Below are 14,075 nucleotides of genomic sequence, written 5' to 3'. Positions count from 1 at the left end.
AGGCACCTACTCGCGACCTGCGACGCCCTCATCGCACGACAGAAAGCTCACGAGCGCCACGCTGGAGCAGGCGACCCTCCCGAGCGAGGCCCACCTTCGCCTGCTTGAAGTACATGAAGGACCCCTTCACGGAACGTTGGAACCGGAGGTCGTGCTCGAGGGACTCGTATACCCGCTCGCCATCCCGGCGAATGACTCGACCAGACCGTCGAAGCCCACGGCATAGTGAGGCGTCAATTTCACTCCGGCACACAAGCCGACATCGACCGCCATGGACAGGATCTCACCCTCGTCTGCACGAACGACGTCGTGGAGACGAGGGTGTTCCCGTCCAGCCGATCATCGCAAACGAGACCGCCCTAAGAGTCCGTACGCTGGTTTCTAACGGCTGTCTTGGGGGTGGGCATGGGAAAGGTCGCCATCATCGGCGATGTCGGCGGGCATCCGGATCAGCTGCGCCGAGCCTTGACCTGGCTCGGCGCCACCGAAGAAGGACTTCCGCCCGATCTCACCGTGATCCAGGTCGGCGACCTCGTCGATCGCGGCCCGGACAGCGCGGGGGTGCTCGACATCGTGGCGGATCTGCTGCACGAGCGGCATTGGATCCAGCTCGCCGGAAACCACGAGACGCAATACCTGCCCGGTGAAAACGTCTTCTGGCGCGAGCCTCTCGCGGACGACGACGTGACCCGCCTACGAGATTGGTGGGCCGATGGACGACTGCGAGTGGCCGAGGCCGTACGCACCGCCGAGGGCGAAGAACTATTGGTCACGCACGCGGGTTTGACGCTCGCCGCTTGGCAACGCTTGGGAGAACCGACCTCGGCGACCGAGGCCGCGGAGTTGCTCAACGACCGCCCGGACTTGATCTGGGAGAGGGGTGAAGGGGCCGGTCCCTTGTGGGCCGAATCGGGTGCGGCGCTGCACGAACCCTGGATGGGCTATCGCGGCGTCGTCCCCTTCGGCCAGATCCACGGGCACTCCACGGTCGTGCGGTTCGCCGACCGAATCTGGCGGTGTGCCGGACGGGTCCGGCAACGTGCGGCGGTCGATTGGCACGCCCGCCATGTTCGGGTGCGGGTCGGAGGGCGTGTGTTCACCGGTGTCGACCCAGGGCACGGCCGAACCGGCGCCGCCGAGTGGCGACCGCTGGTCCTCGACGACGCCCGCGTCATGGCCTCGGGTCCGCGCTGAATCGTCCTGTGTGGACCCGAGACGGTGCAGAGTCGGACGCTGTCGATTCCGATGGTTACGGCTCGGCCGCCCAGATACCGCGGACATGCCCGATATGACGCCGCATGAGCGCCTCGGCGCCATCGGCGTCTCGAGCCTCGATGAGGTCGACGAGTTCCGCGTGTTCGCGCGCCGAGGAAACGAGTTGCCCGCGTTCGGCCAGGACCTTGAGACCGTAGATCCGTGATCGGGCACGCAGCGACCGGACGATTTCAACGAGGTGTTCGTTACCGGCCAGGCCGAGCAGCGCGAGATGGAACTCCATGTCGAACCTGACGTGATCGATGAGGTCGTGGTCGACGGAAGCCCGCTCGATCCCGGCCGCGAGTTCACGAAGTCGCTTGAGCGCGTCTGCGTCGCCCCCCGCCTCGGCGATGCGGCGCACGGTGGGGACTTCGATCAGGGCACGCAGCTCGGTGACGTCGTCGAGTTCGTGTTCGGTGGGCTCAGTGACACGGAAACCCTTGTTACGCATGGTTTCCATGAGACCTTCCTTGACGAGGTCGAGCATCGCCTCGCGCACCGGTGTCGCGGACACGCCGAACCGTTCGGCCAGCGTGGGCGCGGAGTAGACGACACCGGGACGCATCTCCCCCGAGATCACGGCACCGCGAAGGGTTTCGATGACCTCGTCGCGAAGGTTGCGACGGCCGCCGATCAAGGGCAGCCCCGTGATCGAACGTTCGTCCCCAGCCATCCTCGTTCCCTTTCACCAGGCGTTGTGTCAGTACAATGTCACATGTTACGTTGCTTCACCATGACCAGCGACGGGATCGACGCGGTGGATTACCACTGCGGTGGCGAACCGTTCAGGATCGTCACCGAGACAACGGAACCAGCCGGGGCGACGGTCGCCGAAAAGCGTGTCGCGGCCGCGGTCGACCCCGAAGTCGACGGACTGCGGCAACTGCTCTGCTCCGAGCCACGCGGGCACGCCGACATGTACGGCGGTTTCGTCGTGGCACCGGACGATCCGGGCGCCCATTTCGGCGTTCTCTTCTGGCATAAGGACGGCTTCTCCGCCGCTTGCGGCCACGGCACGATGTGCCTGGGCACCTGGGCGGTCCAGACCGGGCTGGTGCCCACAGACCCCAGCGGTGTCACCGATGTGGTCATCGACGTGCCCTCCGGACGAGTGACCGCGCGGGTGGCCACGACGGGCTCCAAGGTCACCGCGGTCGACTTCGTCAGCGTCGCCGGCTATCTCCTTCATGAGGACGTCGTGGTGGAGACGTCGCGCGGCTCCACCACTTGCGTGATCGCGTTCGGCGGCGCGATGTACGCCCACGTGGCCGCGGCGGACTTCGGTCTCTCCGTCGACAAGGCCTCGCTACCCGAACTGATCGGTCTGGGACGGAAGATCAAGAACGAGCTCAACACGAGCGCGTACGCCGAGCACCCGCTCGACCCGAGACTCAGCGGAGTTTACGGCGTGATCTTCTTCGACGATCTCGGCGACGACGAAGACGGAAACGTCTGTCAGCGCAACGTGACCGTCTTCGCCGATGGTCAGGTGGACAGGTCACCTTGTGGTTCGGGGACCGCCTCCCGCGTCGCGGCGCTGCACGCGTCCGGGCGGCTGGCGGCGGATCGCGCACTCGTCCATTCGTCGATCGTCGGTTCGACCTGGTCCGCCCGGATCGCGGACACGACCGAAGTCGCCGGGCGGAACGCGGTGATGGCCGTGGTGACGGGCCGCGCGTTCTCCACCGGCCACCACCGGTTCGTCGTGGATCCCGACGACGACCTGGTTCCGGGCTTCGTACTGCGCTGAGGGGAATCAGGAGGATTCATGGACGTCGTCACCCTCGGCCCGGAGGAGATCCGTTCGGCCGTGTCCATGCCCGCCGCGATCGACGCGGTACGGAACGGATTTCTCGCGCTGCGACGTGGCGAGTTCGAGATGCCGACGCGGACCGTGCTGCGCGACGGCGGATTCCTCGTGATGTCCACGCACCACCGGCCGACCGCCTCGGCGATGATCAAGACTCTGAGCCTCGACTTCGACGGGCGCGTACCTGCCATCGTCGGGACCGTCGTCTGGAGCGAACTCGGCCATGGCCGTCATCTCGTCGCCGACGCCACCGAAGTGACCCGCATCCGCACCGGTGCCGTCGTCGGTGTCGCGACCGACCTGCTGGCTCCGCCGGACGCGAAGACGTGCACCCTCATCGGCGCCGGCGGGCAGGCGGCCGATCAGATCCGCGCGGTGCACGCCGTCCGGCCGCTGACCGAGCTCAAGATCGTCGCCCGCGGCCCCGAACGCGCCCGCGCGCTCGCGAAGGTCCTCGGCGAGGAGCTGCGCCTCGACACCGTCCATCTCGAGGCCGACGTCGATGAGGCGGTTCGCGATGCCGACATCGTCTGCTGTGCCACGACGTCCACCACGCCACTGTTCTCGCATCTGTCGCCGGCCGACCACGCCCACGTCAACGCCATCGGCGCCTTCCGCCCCACCATGCGAGAACTCCCGGACGAGCTGCTCGCCGGAGCGACCGTCGTCATCGACGAACGAGACGCCGTCCTCGAGGAGTCCGGGGAGATCATCCACGCACTCGAGGCGGGTGCCATCACCGAGGACGACCTCATCGAGCTCGGCACCGCGCTCACCGACGGGATCCCGAAGCGATCCGGCCGGACGGTCTTCAAGAGTGTCGGGGTGGCCATGCAGGATTGGGCGATCGCCGATCTGCTCGCTCGAGCATGCCTCGGCCGGGCAACGTGAACCCGACCAAGCCCAGGATGCCGGGTGTGGAGATCCGGGACCGCACGTGTCCCGAATCTCCACACCCGCCTACGCCTCGTCGATGAGGTCCTCGATCAGGATGGGGATGTGCCGGACCCGGATTCCAGTGGCGTTGTGGACGGCGTTCGCGACCGCCGCCGCCATTCCGACGATGCCGATCTCGCCCAGCCCTTTCGCGCCGACCGAGTTGTGCAACGTGTCCGGGTACTCGACGAAGTGGACGTCGACCTCCGGGATGTCCGCGTTCACCGGAATCAGGTAGCTCGCGAGGTCACCGTTGGCGAAGCGTCCGTTGTCCTCGACCTCCAGCCCCTCGTGCAGAGCGGCCGACACACCCCAGATCATTCCTCCGATGATCTGGCTGCGCGCCGCCGCCGGGTTGATGATGCGGCCGGAATCGAACACGCCGAGCATGCGGGACACCCGGATCTCGCGCGTCCACTTGTGCACGCGCACTTCGCAGAACTGGGCGCCGAAGGAGCTGAACGAATGTTTCGTCAGCTCTTCGCCGGGCGCCGAGGAACCGGTCACCGACAGCGAGGTGCGCTTCAGTGCCCGCAACAGCTCGCCGAAGGTCATCGTCCGGTCTCCGGCCAGCACCTGGCCGTCCGCATAGGACACGTCCATGCCGTCGAACGGTGCGCCGGGGGCCGACGCCAGTGCCAGCAGTTCGTCGATCGCCTTGGCTGCGGCGATCATGATGGCCGTCCCCGCACTCGCGGTGGCCGTCGAGCCGCCGGACATGCCCCCTGGCGGCAGCTTCGAATCACCGAGCCGCGGCGTCACCCGATCCGGCGAGATGTCCAGCGATTCCCCGCCCACCAGGGAGAGCACGGTCAGCAAGCCCGTCCCCGGGTCCGCTCCGCTGGTCGCGACGACGGCCGTGTCGTCGGGCAGCAAGGTGATCTCGACCGTCGCCGGGAACCGCAAGGCGGGGAACATTGCGGTGGCCGTTCCCATGCCAACGAGCCAGTCTCCGTCGGCCCGTCCTTGGGGCGTGCGATCCGCCCAGCCGAACCGCGTCGCGCCGATGCGGAAGCATTCGTCGAGGTGTTTGCTCGACCACTGCAGGTCCTTGCCGGGTGGAGCGGTCGAGTTGTTCCGCTGACGCAGCTCGATGGGGTCCATGCGCAGCGCGACCGCGAGCTCGTCGATCGCGCTCTCCAGCGCGAAAGACCCGGGCGCCTCGCCCGGCGCCCGCATGAAGGTGGTCGGCGGGATGTTCAACGGCACGATCTTCTGGCTGATGGCCAGGTTCCGGGTGGCGTACCACTCGCGCGAGGTGCCGTGTGACGTCGGCTCGACGAACGACCGGTCCTGCGGCGTGCTGCACCACGAGTCGTGACGCAGGGCGTTGAGCGTGCCGTCGTGTTCCGCGCCGAGGGCGATCTTCTGCACCGTCGCGGCCCGGCCCGCGGTCGCGGTGAAGACCTGTTCCCGGCTGAGCGCGGCTTTCACCGGCCTGCCGAGGACCCTGGCCGCCGCCGCGGCCAGGAACGCCGGGGTGGACGTGCGGCCCTTGCCGCCGAACGCACCGCCCACGAACGGGTTCACCGCGTGTACCTCGGACGGCTCCGTGCCCAGCGCCATCGCCAGCTCCGCCGCTTGGAGGTTGGATCCCTGGTTGCCGCTGTGGACCGTCAGGCCGTCGGGCCCCCACACCGCGACCGCGGAATGCGGTTCCAACGCGGCGTGGGTCTGGGGCGCGGTGGAGTACGTGGCTTCGACGACCACCGGGCTCGCGGTGAGCGCGTCCTCGATGGACTCGACGCCGGGAGCGAGGATGGCGAGCGTGGATGGTCCGCCGTCCCTACCGGGAGGCGCGTCTTCCGCCGAAGCCAGGCCGTCCTGCAACGAAGTCAGCGCGGGCCTCGGCAGGTAGGAGACCTCGACCAGCATCGCCGCGTCCCGAGCCTGCTCGTAGGTCTCGGCGACCACGAAGCCGATCGGCTGGCCGTAGTAGGCGACTTCCTTGTCCTGTAGAGGAACCCAGGTCTCACCCATGAACTGTGTGGCCGGGGTGCGCAGTTCCAGCGGATCGAACGGCGTGTACACACCGATCACGCCCGGAGCAGCTTTCGCCGCCGTGACGTCCATCGCGTCGATCTCGCCGTGAGCGATCGTGCTGAGCACGACGTACCCGTGGACCAGCCCGGGGAAGGTGTGATCCGCCCCGTACTCGGCCCGGCCGGTGACCTTCAGCGGTCCGTCCACCCGGCTGGTCATCAGCGGCTCCCCTCGGTCAGTTCGAGCAGTGCGCGGACGATGGTCCGCCGCAACAACGACGTCTTGAACCCGTTCGCGGCCAACGGGCGCGCGCCCTCGGCGGCCAGCGCGGCGGCGTCTTCGAAGGCCGAGACCGTCGCGGGCGCGCCGCGCAAAGCCGCCTCGACCGCGGGCAGCCGCCAAGGCACGGTCGCCACCCCGCCGGCCGCGACCCGGGCGTCGACGATGCGCGAGCCTTCGACCCGTAGCGCGACCGCGGCCGAGCACAGCGCGAACTCGTAGGACTGCCTGTCCCGAACCTTGACGTATGTGGAGTTCGATGCCCAATCCAACCGTGGGACCAAGACTTCCGCGATCAGTTCGCCGGGCTGGAGATCGGTCTCCACTTCCGGGGTGTCACCGGGCAGGCGGTAGAAGGAAGCCAGTTCGACGGTGCGGGTTCCCGTCGCGCTGACCAGCCGGAGCCGCGCGTCGAGGGCGACCAGTGCGACGGCCACGTCGCTGGCGTGCGTCGCCACGCACGAATCGCTCGTGCCCAGCACCGCGTGCATCCGGTTGGCGCCCGAGATCGCCGGGCAGCCGCTGCCGGGTACCCGCCGGTTGCACGGCATGGCGACGTCCCGGAAGTACGAGCAGCGGGTGCGCTGCATGAGGTTTCCGCCGATACTCGCCATGTTCCGGATCTGCTGGGAGGCGCTGAGCAGCAGCGCCCGGGAGATCGCCGGATACACCCCGGGGTGCGCGGCGATGTCGCCCATTCGCTCCAGCGCGCCGAACCGGAGCCCGTCGGAGGTGTCGATACCCCGCAGCGGCACCGCGTTGATGTCCAGGACCTGTTGTGGGGTCAGGACATTGAGTTTCATCAGGTCGACGAGAGTGGTCCCGCCCGCCAGGAAGGTGCCGGGCGAGGAGACCGCGGCCTCGACGGTCTCGGGTGCGAGCAGCTCAAAGGGACGCATCGGCCCTCCTTGCCTGCTCGACCGCCGCGATGATGTTCGGGTACGCCGCGCACCGGCAGAGGTTGCCGGACATGAACTCACGGACGTCCTCGACGTCCTGCTCGACGGCGGCGACCGCCGACATGATCTGCCCCGACGTGCAGAATCCGCACTGGAGGGCGTCACGGTCGACGAACGCCTGCTGGACCGGATGCAGCCGATCCTCCGTGGACAGTCCTTCGACCGTGGTCACCGGCTGCTTCACGGTGGCGGCCAAGGTGAGGCAGGACAGCACCGGTCGTCCGCCGACGTGCACCGTGCAGGCGCCGCACTGCCCCCTGTCACAGCCTTTCTTCGGCCCTGTGACGGCGAGCCGCTCCCGCAGCGCGTCCAGCAGGGTCACCCCGGGATCGAGACTCAGGTGTTCCGTCCTGCCGTTGACTTCGAGTGAGATGTCCACTGGATCTCTTTCCGCAGATCGTCCGGGCACGGGCCCGACGGCGTAGGTTGAGGTGGTGGGAGACTGTTCGCGAACCGAAACGGATATTCATCCGCTTCGATTTTCAAGTTAGCGGATTACAATCCGCTTGGCAATGTCGATGCTCCCCCTGGAGTCACTCCAGGTCGCCCGGGTTCCTCGGCTACATTTCACCGGAGAACGGGATCGGCGGACGGGAGGGAAGATGACGACGGGATCGGTCAACCCCCGGCGCGCGGACACCCGGCGCAACCACGAGCGCATCCTCGCCACCGCGGCGAAGTCACTGGCAGGCTCGGGTGAGGTCTCGTTCAACGCCATCGCGAAACAGGCCGAGGTCGGTGTCGGCACGGTGTACCGGCATTTCCCCACCCCGGAAGCCCTCATCCTGGCGGTCTACCAGCGCGAAGTACGCCAGCTCGTCGACATCGTGCCGAGCCTGCTCGAGAAGTTCCCACCAGAGCAGGCTTTCCGGACGTGGACCACCGACCACCTTGCGCACTACATGATGACCAAACGCGGGCTCGCCGACGCCCTTCGCGCCGCGACGGCTTCGCGCGGCGAGCTGCCCGCGGGGGCCTACGAGGCCATGGTCGGCGCGGTCTTCAAGCTGTTGCAGGCGAATATCGACGCCGGCACCGTCCGCCCGGATCTGAAGCCCGAGACCGTCCTGCGTGGACTGGGCGGCCTGCTGTACCTCGACCCGAACGGTGAGTGGCGGCGCGACGTCGCGAGTCTCCTCGATCTGCTGTGGCGTGGGATGGGCACCGACCGATCCTGACGCTGCTCATCTTTTCCCCTGTCCACAAGAGGCCCTTTCGAGGGGCCGGTGCCTGATTTGCGCGGTTCACGAGGCCAATTCAGGCTACTGAAAGCAGCAAACCTGACGCGCCGGGTCGGCTGCCGAAGGTCCGTGAAGGCCTCCTTGAGGGACTCTGGGTCCCTCAAGGAGGCCTTCACGGACTTCTGGCGGCCCGCAGACCGTCCACATAGGACGCACCTGTGTCCGCTCAGGGCCGAGGGATGTTGCGGAGGTTCGCGCGGGCCAGGTCGATCATCCGGCCGACACCGCCTTCGAGGACGACCTTGCTCGCGGCCAACGCGAATCCGCCGAGCTGCCCGGCGGTGATGTGCGGCGGGACGGACAGCGCGTTCGGGTCGGTCACGACGTCCACCAGTGCGGGGCCATCGTGGCTCAGCGCTTCCTTGAGAGCCGCGCGCAGCCGGGTCGGGTCGGTCACCCGCTCGGCTCGCAGACCGGCGCCACTGGCGATGGCGGCGAAGTCGACCGGCCGGTGGTCGGTCTGATAGTCGGGCAGGCCGTCGACCAGCATCTCCAGTTTCACCATGCCCAGTGAGGAGTTGTTGAACGTCACGATCTTGACCGGAAGGTCGTGCAAGGCCACGGTGAGCAGTTCGCCGAGCAGCATGCCGAGCCCACCGTCGCCGGACATCGACACGACCTGACGTCCCGGGTAGGCGAACTGTGCGCCGATGGCGTGTGGCAGCGCGTTGGCCATGGTGCCGTGCAGGAACGACCCGATGACCCGGCGCCGCCCGTTGGGTGTGAGGTACCTGGCCGCCCACACATTGCACATGCCGGTGTCCACGGTGAAGATCGCGTCGTCCGCGGCGAGTTCGTCCAGCAGATCCGCGGCGAACTCCGGGTGGATGGGGACGTGCCGTTCGACGTTGCGGGTGTAGGCGTCCACGACCTGCTCCAGCGTTTTGCAGTGCTCACGCAGCATGCGGTCCAGGAAGGTCCGATCGGTCTTGCGTCGCAGGAGCGGCCGCACCGCTCGCAGCGTCTCCCGTACGTCGCCGTGCACCGCCAGTTCCAGCGGGGTGCGACGGCCGAGCCGGGTCGCGTCGTGGTCGACCTGCACGGTCCGGGCCTGGGGAAGGAAGGAATCGTAAGGGAAATCGGTGCCGAGCAGGAGCAGCAGATCGGCGCCGTGCATGGCCCGATAGCAGGCGCCGTAGCCGAGCAGCCCGCTCATTCCGACGTCGTAGGGGTTGTCGTACTGGATCCACTCCTTGCCGCGCAGGCTGTGGCCGACCGGTGCTTGGACGGTCTCGGCCAGTTCCATCACCTCGGCGTGGGCGCCGCGCACCCCGGCGCCGGCGAACACCGTGACGGTTTCGGCCTCGTTGATCAACTCGGCGAGCCGTGCCACTTGGGATTCGGGCGGCATGACCGTCCCGTGTTCGGTGACCGGCACGCCGCTCCCGGTGGGCGCCGCGGCCTCGAGGTGCGCGACGTCGCCGGGCAGCACGAGCACCGACACCTCGCCGCGGGACAACGCGTGCTGCATGGCGATCCGCAGCACCCTTGGCATTTGAGCGGGCCTGCTGATCTGCTCGCAGTAGCCGCTGCAGTCGACGAACAGCCGTTCGGGATGGGTCTCCTGGAAGAACCCGGTCCCGATCTGGGCGGACGGGATATGCGAGGCGAGCGCGAGAACCGGGGCACCGGTGCGGTGCGCGTCGTAAAGACCCTGCACCAGATGCGTGTTGCCGGGACCGCAGCTGCCGGCGCACACCGCGAGCTTTCCGGTCAGCTGGGCCTCGGCGGCCGCGGCGAACGCGCCGGCCTCCTCGTTCCGTACGTGCACCCACTCGATGCCCGGGGTGCGGCGGATGGCGTCGACGACGGGGTTGAGGCTGTCTCCGACCACGCCGTAGATCCGCTCCACCCCGGCCTGCACCAGGACTTGGACGAACTGCTCGGCGACGTTGGGCTTGGCCATCAGGACCCCTTCGATACTCCGGCGGCGGGACTGTCCTTCATGATCCACGTGAGTGCCCCGCCTCGCAGGACCTGGGCGCTAGGTCGGCCGAAGAACCGACCACGACGGCATAGAGATCACCGATCGTGGCGAGGGCGGAACGATGCTGCTCCGCGGCGGTCACCGGGCCGACGGCGGACGGGAGCGCGCGCGTCGCACAGGCGGCCGCCACCACGGTCGGGGCGTTTCCACGCAGGAACGCGCCTTCCGCGGTGAACGTGACACACATATGGGTCATGAACCCGGCCACGACGACGTTCTGGTGTCCGGCCGCGTCGACCAATTCTCCCAGCGGGGTGCCGACGAACGAGTTCGGCGCGGTCTTCACCACGACCTCCTCGCCCGGCGCGGGCGCGACCCGTTCGTGGATCTGGCCGATGTCCTGCTGAAGGTCGTACGGGCTGCCCTCGCCGCCGTCGTGCTTGACGTGAATGACCGTCGCGCCCTCGGCACGGGCGCGCGCCAGCAGGGTGGCCGCCTCGTCGAGCGCCGCTTCCCAGCCGTCGAGTTCCATCACGCCGCGCGTGTAGGTGTTCTGGTAGTCGACGAGGATCACCGTCGCGTCCGAGAGCGTCGCGGGAGTCGTCGGCAGGGTGCTGATCTCGCGGAGAGTGGTGCTGGTCATCGTGTTTCCTTCGCTTTCCGTCGGTACGGTTACCATCGTGGCTGACCCGATCCGATACTGGGATACGGATTCGGGTCGGCTGTGGTCGAGATCGGCCGACATCCGCGAGGAGAGAGATCGATGAGTGCTCCACAGGTGGCCGTCCTGGCGTTCGAGGGGGTCAGCCCGTTCCATCTCGCCGTGCCATCCCTGGTGTGGGGACCTGAGACTCCGGCGGGCGACATGGAGCCGTGGCCGATCACGGTCGTCGCCGTCGAGCCGGGTCGTCTCGCCACGAGCGGCGGTTACGCGATCGACGTGCCCGCAGGCCTTGACGCGCTCACGAGGGCCGACATCGTCGTCGTGCCGTGGTGGTCCGACCCGGAAGCCCCGACACCTTCGCCCGTCGCCGCCGCTTTGCGCGCCGCTCACGAACGCGGAGCGCTTGTCGTCGGACTCTGCTTGGGAGTCTTCGCGCTCGCCGACGCAGGCATCCTCGACGGGCGCGCCGCGACCACCCACTGGAAATGGGTCGGAACGTTCCGGAGGCGCTTCCCAGCCGTGGAGCTGCGCCCCGAAGAGCTGTACGTCGACGAAGGCGACGTCGTGACCGGCGCGGGTGCGACCGCCGGAATCGACACCTGTCTTCACCTGCTCGCCCGCACGGCCGGTCAGGTCGTCGCGAACGGCGTCGCGCGCCGGATCGTCGCCGCGCCCCATCGCCCCGGCGGCCAGGCCCAGTTCATCGAGCTTCCCGTTCCCGCGCCGGACAACGATCCGCTGACCCAGGTGATGAGCTGGGCGCAGTCCCGGTTGGACGTACCGCACACCATCGACGGGCTCGCCGCCCGTGCGCATCTGAGCCGGAGCACCTTCACCCGCTCGTTCCGTGCCCGCACCGGGACCACCGTCCACAACTGGCTTGTCGCACAACGCCTCGCGCGGGCCAGGCACCTTCTCGAAACGACCGCGCTCGGCATCGACGCCATCGCCGCGCAGTCCGGCTTCGGGACGCCCGCCCGTCTTCGTGAGCACTTCGCCGCCGCGCTGGGCACCACACCGACCCGCTACCGGGTCGAGTTCTCCGGCAGTGCGGCTGTCCACTGAGAAATCCTTTTCCCGCGCCCCGCCGGAAAGCGGAATCATTATTTCCGCGAACCGGCGATGCCGTGCGAGCTCGGAAAGAGCCATGCCCTACACTTGCTTTTCGCATCGGCGAATAGCTCACCCCAGAGGGTGAGCTCAATCGAGTGCATTGCCTGGCGGAACTGGATCGAAGAACCCACTCCAAGGCAAGATGACCCCGGCACGAGAACCGTTCTGACGGAGGATCATGTGGAACTGTGCGGGACCCCCATCTTCGACTCCCTGGTCGAGGAGACGAGGAGGGCGGCCGCCGGTGATGGCGGACTCCCCCGCGGCGGCGAGGATAATTCCGAATTGACCGAGAACAACACCGATGCCGCTCAGGAAAATCGATGACGACCGCGTACGTGCGCGCCTTCAGTCGATTTCCAATGAATTCACGTCTCCGGGAAAATCCGCCGAATTCCGCAGATCGTCGAGCAACTCCAGCCTGCCGGTGATGACCCCGGTCAGAATCCCGCGCGCGACGGCGAGCAGCTCGGTGATCGACGGACTGGCGAGGGAGTACGACACGGTCGTGCCCTCCTTGTGCGGCACCACCAGATAGGCCCGGCGCAGCACCGCGAGCTGCTGGGACAGGTTGGCCGGCTCGATGCCAAGGTCGGCGAGCAGCTCCGAGACGTGATGGTCGCGCTCGCCGAGCAGTTCGAGCACCCGGATCCGGACGGGGTGGCCCAGCGTTTTGAAGAGCTCCGCCTTCGCCTGGTACAGGGGCCTGTTCATCGGCATCCCTCCCTCGCAGGTCCTGCCGTCCGGATGACCTCGATCGTGCCCGACCACACGGTCCACTGAACCGCACCCCGCGCGGAACCGCAGCGACCACACCCGATCAGGGCACGGCCGCGTTTCTTCAGCGCGAAAAATTGCACATTTATGCAAATCTGCACATCAGAGAAAGGTGAGAACACCTGTGAGTCACGGCATGCGGGATTCCGCGAGCCTCTTGTCGATCCCCCGGCCGTCCGCGAGGAGTGGGCGGTGACCACACGGCACTCGGTCCCGGCCGCGGCCAGCCGGGCGCATCTGGTCCTCGCCGCGCTCGCGGCGGAGCTCGCCGACCTGGCCGCGAACGCCGCCCGGGCGGACTCCGCCTCGGATCACTCCGGTCTGGTCGGGTTGACGCAGCAGATCGTCGAGGCCGCCGTGGTCGCCGCGAGGCTCGACGGGAAGACCTGGCAGGAGGTCGCGTACGGGCTCGACGGGGAGACACCACGGTCCGTGCGAACCCGCTACGGGCCCGCGGTCGCGCGATTCCGGGCGGATCCTTTTCCGTCACAGGACTCCCGCCGTGAAGGTGTGCCGGACAACACCGAGCGGACGTCCTTCCGCGTCCGGCGGTTGTCTGGCTCGGAACCGCATCCCGACACCACCGCCGGGTCCTCGACGGGAGAGACCCCTTCACCGACCGGACACCTCGCCCTGGTCACGATCCCGCCCGAGCAGGGCGACACCAAAACGGGGCCCGAACCGGCGGCCGCGGACGCCCGGCTGAAGATCGCGGAACGGCTGGTCGCCGCCTACGAGCGGATCGCGACCAACGACCGGCAGCCCCCGCAATGGATCCTCGACGGCCTCGCTCACGCCCGCCGCACGGCCGCGGAACTCCGCGTCCACGCGGGCACGCCGTCTGATTGACGTTCTCTCGGCAGGAAGCTACGCGGTGGTCGCCAGACCGGCTTCGCGGTCGAAGTCGTGCTCGTCGTCGGTCTGCGTGCGCGACACCATCTTCGCGACCAGGTCGAAGATCGGCGTGGCTTCCTGCGGGAAGGTCACGCTCTGCTGGTTCGCGCTCTCGGCGATCATGAACTACTACTCCTCAAGGGTGATGACTACAGCGACCGTTCACTCTAACGGCCCCGCCGTGGTGACGGGCCGTATTCGGAGCTTTCGGCCGAAACTTTCCAGGGCGCCTCGC

General features: G+C 68.0%; 14 protein-coding genes. 6 read left to right on the top strand and 8 right to left on the bottom strand.

Annotation, left to right across the window (positions count from 1 at the left end):
- The first annotated feature begins 405 nt into the window (after positions 1-405).
- A complete protein-coding gene (locus DL990_RS38880; RefSeq protein ID WP_125787606.1) occupies positions 406-1,194 on the top strand; it encodes a metallophosphoesterase in 789 nt (262 codons plus the stop codon).
- 55 nt (positions 1,195-1,249) lie between these two features.
- Here DL990_RS38880 and DL990_RS38875 read toward each other — a convergent pair whose 3' ends face one another.
- Entirely contained in the window at positions 1,250-1,930 is a 681-nt protein-coding gene (locus tag DL990_RS38875) for a GntR family transcriptional regulator (RefSeq protein WP_125787607.1), read from the bottom strand.
- A gap of 60 nt (positions 1,931-1,990) precedes the next feature.
- Here DL990_RS38875 and DL990_RS38870 point away from each other — a divergent pair, with 60 nt between their 5' ends.
- Positions 1,991-3,007 (top strand): proline racemase family protein, encoded by a 1,017-nt coding sequence (locus DL990_RS38870; RefSeq protein ID WP_125801664.1) that lies wholly within the window; start codon positions 1,991-1,993, stop codon positions 3,005-3,007.
- Positions 3,008-3,025: 18 nt separating this feature from the next.
- Entirely contained in the window at positions 3,026-3,958 is a 933-nt protein-coding gene (locus tag DL990_RS38865) for an ornithine cyclodeaminase family protein (RefSeq protein WP_125801663.1), read from the top strand.
- A 69-nt stretch (positions 3,959-4,027) separates the two neighbouring features.
- On the opposite strand, the gene DL990_RS38860 is transcribed toward DL990_RS38865, so the two are convergent.
- From DL990_RS38860 to DL990_RS38850, 3 genes are read right to left on the bottom strand one after another with little or no spacing between them, the layout of a single operon-like run.
- On the bottom strand, positions 4,028-6,205 hold the full coding sequence (locus tag DL990_RS38860) for a xanthine dehydrogenase family protein molybdopterin-binding subunit (RefSeq protein WP_125787610.1): 2,178 nt from the start codon (positions 6,203-6,205) through the stop codon (positions 4,028-4,030).
- The gene (locus tag DL990_RS38855; protein ID WP_125787611.1) at positions 6,205-7,164 is read right to left on the bottom strand and encodes a xanthine dehydrogenase family protein subunit M; all 960 of its coding nucleotides are present in this window, start codon (positions 7,162-7,164) and stop codon (positions 6,205-6,207) included. The genes DL990_RS38860 and DL990_RS38855 overlap by 1 nt, the downstream gene beginning before the upstream one ends.
- A complete protein-coding gene (locus DL990_RS38850; protein WP_125787612.1) occupies positions 7,151-7,603 on the bottom strand; it encodes a (2Fe-2S)-binding protein in 453 nt (150 codons plus the stop codon). The genes DL990_RS38855 and DL990_RS38850 overlap by 14 nt, the downstream gene beginning before the upstream one ends.
- A gap of 223 nt (positions 7,604-7,826) precedes the next feature.
- On the opposite strand from DL990_RS38850, the gene DL990_RS38845 reads away from it, so the two are divergent.
- Positions 7,827-8,402 (top strand): TetR/AcrR family transcriptional regulator, encoded by a 576-nt coding sequence (locus tag DL990_RS38845; RefSeq protein WP_125787613.1) that lies wholly within the window; start codon positions 7,827-7,829, stop codon positions 8,400-8,402.
- A 229-nt stretch (positions 8,403-8,631) separates the two neighbouring features.
- Here DL990_RS38845 and DL990_RS38835 read toward each other — a convergent pair whose 3' ends face one another.
- Together DL990_RS38835 and DL990_RS38830 are read right to left on the bottom strand one after the other, a co-directional pair.
- Positions 8,632-10,371, bottom strand: a complete 1,740-nt coding sequence (locus DL990_RS38835) for a pyruvate dehydrogenase (protein ID WP_125801661.1) — start codon at positions 10,369-10,371, stop codon at positions 8,632-8,634.
- Positions 10,372-10,408: 37 nt separating this feature from the next.
- Positions 10,409-11,035: a cysteine hydrolase family protein gene (locus DL990_RS38830; protein WP_125787615.1), complete on the bottom strand. Its 627-nt coding sequence runs from the start codon at positions 11,033-11,035 to the stop codon at positions 10,409-10,411.
- A 120-nt stretch (positions 11,036-11,155) separates the two neighbouring features.
- Here DL990_RS38830 and DL990_RS38825 point away from each other — a divergent pair, with 120 nt between their 5' ends.
- Complete coding sequence (locus tag DL990_RS38825) at positions 11,156-12,121, top strand: helix-turn-helix domain-containing protein (protein ID WP_125801660.1); 966 nt, start codon at positions 11,156-11,158, stop codon at positions 12,119-12,121.
- 396 nt (positions 12,122-12,517) lie between these two features.
- Here DL990_RS38825 and DL990_RS38820 read toward each other — a convergent pair whose 3' ends face one another.
- Complete coding sequence (locus DL990_RS38820; protein ID WP_125801659.1) at positions 12,518-12,883, bottom strand: helix-turn-helix transcriptional regulator; 366 nt, start codon at positions 12,881-12,883, stop codon at positions 12,518-12,520.
- A gap of 255 nt (positions 12,884-13,138) precedes the next feature.
- On the opposite strand from DL990_RS38820, the gene DL990_RS38815 reads away from it, so the two are divergent.
- Positions 13,139-13,795, top strand: coding sequence for a hypothetical protein (locus DL990_RS38815; RefSeq protein WP_125787618.1), 657 nt, complete (start codon positions 13,139-13,141; stop codon positions 13,793-13,795).
- A gap of 18 nt (positions 13,796-13,813) precedes the next feature.
- Here DL990_RS38815 and DL990_RS41625 read toward each other — a convergent pair whose 3' ends face one another.
- Positions 13,814-13,963, bottom strand: a complete 150-nt coding sequence (locus DL990_RS41625) for a hypothetical protein (RefSeq protein ID WP_199746781.1) — start codon at positions 13,961-13,963, stop codon at positions 13,814-13,816.
- Positions 13,964-14,075 lie beyond the last annotated feature (112 nt).

The organism is Amycolatopsis sp. WAC 01416 (genome assembly GCF_003947485.1).
In the GTDB taxonomy this organism is placed as follows: domain Bacteria; phylum Actinomycetota; class Actinomycetes; order Mycobacteriales; family Pseudonocardiaceae; genus Amycolatopsis.
This window is presented reverse-complemented; position numbering and strand designations above follow the sequence as displayed.

Excerpts from the sequence above, each read along its gene's own strand:
- DL990_RS38835 (WP_125801661.1), bottom strand. The coding sequence starts at position 10,371 with ATGGCCAAGCCCAACGTCGCCGAGCAGTTCGTCCAAGTCCTGGTGCAG.
- DL990_RS38865 (WP_125801663.1), top strand. The coding sequence starts at position 3,026 with ATGGACGTCGTCACCCTCGGCCCGGAGGAGATCCGTTCGGCCGTGTCC.
- DL990_RS38830 (WP_125787615.1), bottom strand. The coding sequence starts at position 11,035 with ATGACCAGCACCACTCTCCGCGAGATCAGCACCCTGCCGACGACTCCC.
- DL990_RS38875 (WP_125787607.1), bottom strand. The coding sequence starts at position 1,930 with ATGGCTGGGGACGAACGTTCGATCACGGGGCTGCCCTTGATCGGCGGC.
- DL990_RS38860 (WP_125787610.1), bottom strand. The coding sequence starts at position 6,205 with ATGACCAGCCGGGTGGACGGACCGCTGAAGGTCACCGGCCGGGCCGAG.
- DL990_RS38855 (WP_125787611.1), bottom strand. The coding sequence starts at position 7,164 with ATGCGTCCCTTTGAGCTGCTCGCACCCGAGACCGTCGAGGCCGCGGTC.
- DL990_RS38880 (WP_125787606.1), top strand. The coding sequence starts at position 406 with ATGGGAAAGGTCGCCATCATCGGCGATGTCGGCGGGCATCCGGATCAG.
- DL990_RS38870 (WP_125801664.1), top strand. The coding sequence starts at position 1,991 with ATGACCAGCGACGGGATCGACGCGGTGGATTACCACTGCGGTGGCGAA.
- DL990_RS38820 (WP_125801659.1), bottom strand. The coding sequence starts at position 12,883 with ATGAACAGGCCCCTGTACCAGGCGAAGGCGGAGCTCTTCAAAACGCTG.
- DL990_RS41625 (WP_199746781.1), bottom strand. The coding sequence starts at position 13,963 with ATGATCGCCGAGAGCGCGAACCAGCAGAGCGTGACCTTCCCGCAGGAA.
- DL990_RS38845 (WP_125787613.1), top strand. The coding sequence starts at position 7,827 with ATGACGACGGGATCGGTCAACCCCCGGCGCGCGGACACCCGGCGCAAC.
- DL990_RS38825 (WP_125801660.1), top strand. The coding sequence starts at position 11,156 with ATGAGTGCTCCACAGGTGGCCGTCCTGGCGTTCGAGGGGGTCAGCCCG.